This is a genomic window from Mycobacterium sp., assembly GCF_035506235.1.
Classification (GTDB): Bacteria; Actinomycetota; Actinomycetes; order Mycobacteriales; family Mycobacteriaceae; genus Mycobacterium.
The window spans coordinates 20,869-27,774 of the sequence record NZ_DATJPU010000074.1 but is presented as its reverse complement, the minus strand read 5'-3'; the positions used below and the strand labels follow the sequence as shown (position 1 = coordinate 27,774).

The window sequence follows — 6,906 nt, the reverse complement described above, 5'->3', positions numbered from 1 at the left end:
GCACGCATGAGCCGCTCCGACCCCAGTCGCCGCATTCGCTGAACTCCGCCGGTGACCGTCAGGATCGCATCGACCCGGCAGCTGGCGAGGACCATCTGGTCGGGGTACGGGTGGCGGATGATGTTGGCGTTAAAGGTGTGTTCCTCCTCGACGGTTTGCCGTCGAGTCTGGTCACATGTAATTGCGCGGGCGTGTGGCCCTAGCAGGTTGGCCGACGGGCTCTACGTGATCTGTCGGAATCATGCTCGCGCCGCGGAGATCGCAGCGGTTTCTCGCAACACCTCGTCGCTGAAGTGCGCTGCCACTGCGACCGGATTCATCCTCACCGGCGCATCGGCGAGGATGCCGGCGGCAGCCCGGAGTGCACCGGAGGCCAGTGGCTGCCACTTACTTAGCCACATGCGGAGACCACGTCGGCGGCTGAGAGGTGTAGCAGCTCATCTGACTCGTCAGGCCTATTCGGGCCCCAGCATCTTGTGCTGCAGTGCCCAGTTCTGCGGTGGCCCAGTCGGGCAAGGTTAGTCGAGGCCCGGGTGTCCATCTCGGACCGGACAAACCCTCAGGAGCCCGATATGACAACAGCCAACGAGGACAGAGAGCGGGACTTTCTCGCGAAGTGCGTCGCCGACGCTTACCAAATGCTCGACATCATTCCCGGGGTGAATCCCAATGGCGCCGCGCTGGTATGGCTTGCCGATCAGTTCATGCAGGTGCGTCGTCGAACCGAGAGCCAACTTGCGTCGACAGCGTGATCACGGCCGATACCGTCAACCGGATCCTGCGGTTCAATGGACAGGGCCTGCCGGTTGTGTCCCTGTACGCCCGAGTGCCCTGCCAGCCGCAAGGCCGCGTTGTCAGCCTGCGCAGCGAGGTGGATAGTCAGCTGCACGTCATCCGGCCGATGGCCAGCGATCGTAGCCTCGGCCACGACGCCAGGATGTCCATACGCGGCGACATCGACCGAATCATGAATGTGGCGGGGCAGGAACGCTGGCCGCCCGGCGCGGTTGCGCTGTTCTCCTGCAGCGGCCGCGGGTTTTTCGAGAAAGCGATTTTGCCACGACAGGTCCGAGAGCGGGTCATCGTCGACGAAACCACCTGGGTCCGCCCGATGCTGGCCGTGCTCGACGAGTACCCCCGCTGTTGCGTCGCCGCGGTCGACCGAGAGGGCGCCCGCCTCTGGGAGCTCTATCGCGACGAAATAAGGGAGCGGGGCGCGCTCTCGCTTTCCGCCAAGCCGGGCCGAAACCAGGACAAGCTTGAGGAGCTGACCACGAGGCACTTCCGTGAAGTGATAACCATGATCGACAAGCTTTATCGGGGCGGCGAATTCGAGCTGTTGATCGTCGGCGGCCATCGCCCAGAACTGCCGCGCTTCCTCGACCTGCTCACCGATGAACTGCGGGGGGCGCTCGCCGGCACCTTCCCAGTCGACGACGACGCGAGGAGCAGCTTTGGCGAGCTCAAACGGCAGGCCACCGCGATTGTGGACCGCTACGAGCGCGCCGGGGAGGAGCGTCTGGTCGCCGAGGTCGTTGAGACGTCGGCTGCTGGGGGTTTGGCCGTGCTCGGCCTTGAGCCGTGCCTGTGGGCCGGCAGCGTTTCCGCCATCAATCGCCTCTTAATTCAAGACGGCGCGATCGCACCCGGGGTGATCTGCGACCGCGATCACTGGCTGGCCCTCGCGGGCGATACGTGCCCATTGTGCGATCGGCCGGTGCGGCCCGTGCCCGACGTGATCGACGAACTCGTGCAGGTCGTCATAGACGATGGTGGCGCCATTAAACACGTCTCCGCCCATACGGTCCTCACGGAGTGTGTGGCCGCGGCGTCGTTGCGGTTTCGGCCTCCACCCGAACCATGACGGGTCTGGAAGATATTGCACGGGGCGTCGAGCCTGGGCAGACACGAACAGGACGGCGTGCGTGATGCACTGCGTATTTGGTTCTAATGCGCCCGGCAGGACGATTCCGGGTGGCCAAATCCGTCTCACCGGAAGGAGGCATCAATGGTTGGCGGCAATCATGATGGCAGGGCGACATGTTACGAACGAGCTGAGGTGGGCTGCGCCATGGAGGACGAACGGGTTCTCGTCACCGGAGGGTCGGGATTCGTGGGTTCTCACTGCGTCTTCGCACTGCTGAACGCCGGCTACCTTGTCCGCACCACCGTGAGATCGGCCGAACGCGAGACCGACGTCCGAAACATGGTCGCGCATGCTGGCGTAACGCCCAACGATAACCTCACATTCGCCGTCGCCGACCTCACCTCCGATGCCGGCTGGCCCGAGGCGATCGACGGTAGCGCCTTCGTCCTCCATGTTGCCTCGCCTTACCCACCTGATGAGCCCGCCCACGAAGACGAGGTGATCGTGCCCGCTCGTGACGGCACGCTTCGCGTCCTGCGCGCCGCGCGCGACGTGGGTGTCAAGCGGGTCGTGCTCACGTCGTCGTTCGTCGCCATCGGCTGCGGCCACCGCAATGTCGACCGCGAGTTCACCGAGGATGATTGGACCGATCTCGACGGCGAAGGCATTACTGCCTACGTCAAGTCCAAGGTGCTCGCCGAACGCGCGGCGTGGGACTTCGCTCAAAACGAAGCCGGCCGAACCGAACTCAGTGTCGTCAACCCGACCGCGACCTTCGGTCCGACGCTCAGCGACGACATTTCCGCTTCTCTGGCCCCGATCCTGACTCTGCTCATGGCCGGGGAGGAGCCGGTATTGATGGCGAACCTCCGGTTTCCGGTGGCTGATGTGCGGGACGTTGCCGACATCCATCTGCGCGCGATGACGCACCCCGCGGCCGCGGGTCAGCGCTTCATTGCCTGCTGCGATGGCGGCCCCATCACGATGCGACAGGCCGCACAGATCCTACGTGCCTGGGTGAGCGTCGACTCCGTCACCGCATCACCTGTCCTCGGTGGGACCGCGCGACCGTCCAACCGAAAGGCCAAGGCCGTCCTAGGCTTTACCCCCCGAGCAATCGACGAAGCGCTCCTGTCAACCGCAGGAAGCCTCGTCCGTCTCGGGCTCATACCAACTTCCTGACGACTCGCTCGACCGGTTACTTGAAGTTGAGCCGCAGTGAGGGTGTCACCCGATCAATGTTGTGGCGTGGATCGGCTTCTCGGCGATCGCGGCAGCGCGGGGCTGCGGTGACCACGCTGGTGGGATCGTCGGCTTCCGCGGACTCGGCATGGACTCAGTACGTCGCGGGAGTGGATTGTGCGCGCACGCCCTGCTCATGCAGGCTAGTGCACACGGCTGCCAGGCGATCGCGAAAGTGCGCAGCCAGGTCGGCGTTGAAGCCTTCGCGAACCACGATGCGCAACACCGCAACGTCTTCCGCGTTTGCAGGCATGGTATAGGCCGGCACTTGCCAGCCGAAGGCTCGTAACTCGTGGGAGATTTCGAATGCCGTGAAGCCGGCGTCGTCGGCCACTTCGAATGTCAGCACAGGCACCGCCGAGCCATCGCTGACCAGTTGTAGCCCGTGCATGGCCTCGATCTGCTTGCCAAGCCACACTGCGGTGTCGCGCAGCGTCGACATAATGCTGGTGTACCCGCGGCGACCGAGGCGCAAGAAGTTGTAGTACTGCCCGACTACTTCGTTGCCGGGGCGGGAGAAGTTCAGCGTGAACGTCGGCATCTCGCCGCCCAGATAGTTGACCCGGAACACGAGATCCTCTGGCAGATAGTCGTGGCCGCGCCACACCACAAAACCGATGCCTGGGTACGTGAGTCCGTACTTGTGGCCGCTGACGTTGATTGAGACCACCCGGTCGAGCCGGAAATCCCACTCCAGGTGCGGGTGCAAAAAGGGCACGACGAATCCACCGATCGCCGCATCCACGTGCACCGGGACGTCGGGTCCGCCCGCGCCGGCGAGATCGTCGAGCGCGCTGACGATGTCGGCGATCGGGTCCAACTCGCCGGTGAAGGTTGTGCCGAGGATCGCGACCACTGCGATGGTGTTCTCGTCGGCGGCCTGCCGCACCTGCTCGGGGGTGACGACGTAGCGGCCCTTCTCGATCGGCAGATAGCGCGCCTCGACGTCGAAGTAGCGGCAGAACTTTTCCCACACGACCTGAACATTGTTGCCTAGTATCAGGTTCGGGCGGGTAGCATCCTGGTTCGCGGCTTTGCGCGCCGCGCGCCAGCGCCACTTCAGTGCAAGCCCCCCGAGCATCACTGCCTCAGAGGATCCAACGGTTGACACCCCAGTCGCGCTGGCCGGGTCGCCGGACGACAATCCGGGGGCGTGGAATAGGTCGGCGACGATGTTCACACAGCGTTGCTCGATCGCAGCGGTCGCCGGGTACTCGTCCTTGTCGATCAGATTCTTGTCGAACGTCTCGGCCATGAGCTGCTCGGCCTCGGGTTCCATCCAGGTGGTGACGAAGGTCGCTAGGTTCAGCCGCGAACTTCCATCGAGCATCAGCTCGTCGTGGACAAACCGGTACGCGACCCGTGGATCCTGCGTAGCTGCCGGAAGTCGCAGCGCCGGAATATGGTTTATCTCAAAGCGTCCGGTGTAAGCGGGCATGATGGCCCCACCATGGTAATGATGACGCGATTGAGTCATTACTGCCTCCTGCATGGCCCGCGGCAGAGCTAGCTGTGAAGGGGCTGCGGCACCGCTACTGTCATCGTCGCCGTCGAAACCCGCGCTTATGGAGCTAATCCCAGCTGATGTTTGGCGAGGCCCGCATCAACCTTGGAGGACCGAATCACCCAGGTGTTCATACCCCACCGGGTCGAAGCGCGGCCTCGACAGGTCAGAGCATGGCAACGGCCCGGCGTCGGCGGTCCTTCATGGTTGCCAGCCCGGCGTCCGAATAGCACTCCAAATTATGTGTTGGACAAGCTTCGGTGTCGTGACCGTGTAATTCGGTGTCATGACCGGGGAACGGCCGCGCCTTAATTGCTGCTCGATTCCGACACCTCGATCTTGCTGTGCTTGGTGGATTGCGCCTTCGGTACATGAACAGTCAACAGACCATGTGCAAGAGAAGCCTCGACGTCATCGGCCCTGAGGTCACCAGGCAGGGTCACGCGATACTCGAAATTCCCGATACGACGCGTGCGGCGCCGCAGCAGACCCTCGCGCTTGCGCTCCTTGACTTCGCCAGTCACCACAAGTTCATTGCCGTCCAGCTCCACGTCGACGTCTCCGGGGCGCACACCGGGCAGCTCGATCTCGACCACGTAGGCGGCGTCAGTCTCTGACACATCAGCGGCGGGCAACCATGCACCGTCACCGCCGGTACCACCGACTAGCGACTGCACGAGCCGGTCGAACTCCGAATAGATATCCTCAAACCCACGGAATGGGCGCCACGTCGTCGGGGTAGCACCAGCACGTCGTACAGGCAGAGTCATAACTGAACCTCCTCATTCGTACCGCTTGTGGTTCTAGAGTGCACTGCCGACACGGATGACTGCGTCGTACTGTCAAGCCGAATCCGGCTCCGCCATTTCACACTCCGGGTCCAAACTTTTTCGTGGCCGAACGACCGCGGTGATGGCCACAACGACCTTGCCGTCCACCGGGACGAGCCGTTACAGCCACTTCCAAAGAAAAGATGCCGCACGCACTGCGCGATCGACAGGCCGCGCGCTAGCTACAAAGACCTGAAATCGGTTCGCCTGGATGCGGGTGGCCAGCGGCCCGCCACCGTCAGGCTGGGCATGAAGCCAACCGTAAACCTGAGTTGGAACCGACTCACCACTTGGGGACGTGCGTCAGTCCGATTTGTCGAATCGCTTGCGTTGCCGAACCCCATATGCCGCGGCCTTGACGGCCTCGTCGTCCTCCATCCCGGATCCCAGGGCACCGCCCAATGTTGCTACCGCCGACACCAGCCAGCCCATCAGCAACAAGGTTGACAGGCCGACGGGGTGGCCGATGTTGTGGGCGACCAGTTGCGGCGGAAGCGTCCACCAGGCCGTCAGCAGCAGCAGGATGAACAGCCCGATGTGGAGAATGGCGACGCCAATTGTCAGGGTGACGACGGTCGCTGCGTTGTACAACACCGCGCGTTCACGTCCGCCGGTCGACGGCGGCCGTTCCCATAATTTGTGATGGAGGATGAGCCACCCGATCATCGCTGCGCTCGCCAAGATCGTCGCCAGGCTCAACCGCCACGGGCCCATCGTGTCGGACAACTGCCACATTGTCGGATATGCCAGGCTCACGGCCCCAGCGGCGAACGCCGCCATCAGCACCTTGGACAAACCAGCAGCCAATCGCCACGGACGGTTGGCGTAAACCATGCCCATCAGAAGGTACAGGCGTGACAGGGCGGTCGGCGCGACGTAGCGGACAACACCGTCCTCCTGCGTCCTCGTCAGCCGCTTCACGGATCGGTTTTGCTTGTCCGACTGGCATATCACCTCGGTCACGACTGTTCTCGCCAGGTTCCTCACCCGGCGATCGATGAACACACCGCCCACCCCAGGGATGGAGATCAGCCCGAATCGGTTATCCAAGCTGATGTCAACAATCACCGGCGTCGTCCCGACACGTCGCGGTAGATCGGTCAGGTAGATAACGATGTCCTCGGGCTCGCCAGCCAGGTCGACGGTGCGGATCACCTCTAAGACCTCGGCGTGCTCGTCGACCGGATAGGAGTCGCTTCGCACGGACACGTCCCACTCGCTATCCGCGCCAGCCCAGTCCGCCAGCGTACTCGGGAGCGAATCCGAGAGGCGTTCGGCGATCGCCGCCGGAACACCGGGATCGGCGACTAGCAAGATCGATGACGGGGCGCCTGGCATTGGTCCCCGGCATACCCGTACCCGACACGGCCAAACGTCCCTGGTGACCGTACTGAGTCCGGCACGACATTGAGAGTCTGCACGTCTGACCTGATTCGCTGGTGGCTGGTCACCCCGGGGCGGCC

Annotated in this window: 6 protein-coding genes; 3 read left to right on the top strand and 3 right to left on the bottom strand. The window is 63.5% G+C overall.

The genetic code is table 11. From position 1 onward, the window contains the following. Positions 1-572 precede the first annotated feature (572 nt). The 3 genes from VMD50_RS06685 to VMD50_RS06675 all read left to right on the top strand — a co-directional run bounded on the left by VMD50_RS06685 (position 573) and on the right by VMD50_RS06675 (position 3,049). Positions 573-752, top strand: coding sequence for a hypothetical protein (locus VMD50_RS06685; protein WP_325426069.1), 180 nt, complete (start codon positions 573-575; stop codon positions 750-752). 74 nt (positions 753-826) lie between these two features. Further along, positions 827-1,864, top strand: a complete 1,038-nt coding sequence (locus tag VMD50_RS06680; RefSeq protein ID WP_325426067.1) for a baeRF10 domain-containing protein — start codon at positions 827-829, stop codon at positions 1,862-1,864. Between the two features lie 207 nt (positions 1,865-2,071). Then, positions 2,072-3,049 carry an SDR family oxidoreductase gene (locus VMD50_RS06675; RefSeq protein ID WP_325426065.1) on the top strand — a complete coding sequence of 326 codons (978 nt, stop codon included), beginning with the start codon at positions 2,072-2,074 and terminating at the stop codon, positions 3,047-3,049. A 154-nt stretch (positions 3,050-3,203) separates the two neighbouring features. Here VMD50_RS06675 and gad read toward each other — a convergent pair whose 3' ends face one another. The 3 genes from gad to VMD50_RS06660 form a co-directional block, all read right to left on the bottom strand. Then, entirely contained in the window at positions 3,204-4,586 is a 1,383-nt protein-coding gene (gad, locus tag VMD50_RS06670) for a glutamate decarboxylase (protein ID WP_325426063.1), read from the bottom strand. 335 nt (positions 4,587-4,921) lie between these two features. Beyond that, positions 4,922-5,383: an Hsp20/alpha crystallin family protein gene (locus VMD50_RS06665; protein ID WP_325426061.1), complete on the bottom strand. Its 462-nt coding sequence runs from the start codon at positions 5,381-5,383 to the stop codon at positions 4,922-4,924. A 363-nt stretch (positions 5,384-5,746) separates the two neighbouring features. Further along, positions 5,747-6,781, bottom strand: a complete 1,035-nt coding sequence (locus VMD50_RS06660; RefSeq protein WP_325426059.1) for a hypothetical protein — start codon at positions 6,779-6,781, stop codon at positions 5,747-5,749. Between the last annotated feature and the right edge of the window lie 125 nt (positions 6,782-6,906).

Excerpts from the sequence above, each read along its gene's own strand:
- VMD50_RS06685 (WP_325426069.1), top strand. The coding sequence starts at position 573 with ATGACAACAGCCAACGAGGACAGAGAGCGGGACTTTCTCGCGAAGTGC.
- VMD50_RS06675 (WP_325426065.1), top strand. The coding sequence starts at position 2,072 with ATGGAGGACGAACGGGTTCTCGTCACCGGAGGGTCGGGATTCGTGGGT.
- gad (WP_325426063.1), bottom strand. The coding sequence starts at position 4,586 with ATGACTCAATCGCGTCATCATTACCATGGTGGGGCCATCATGCCCGCT.
- VMD50_RS06665 (WP_325426061.1), bottom strand. The coding sequence starts at position 5,383 with ATGACTCTGCCTGTACGACGTGCTGGTGCTACCCCGACGACGTGGCGC.
- VMD50_RS06660 (WP_325426059.1), bottom strand. The coding sequence starts at position 6,781 with ATGCCAGGCGCCCCGTCATCGATCTTGCTAGTCGCCGATCCCGGTGTT.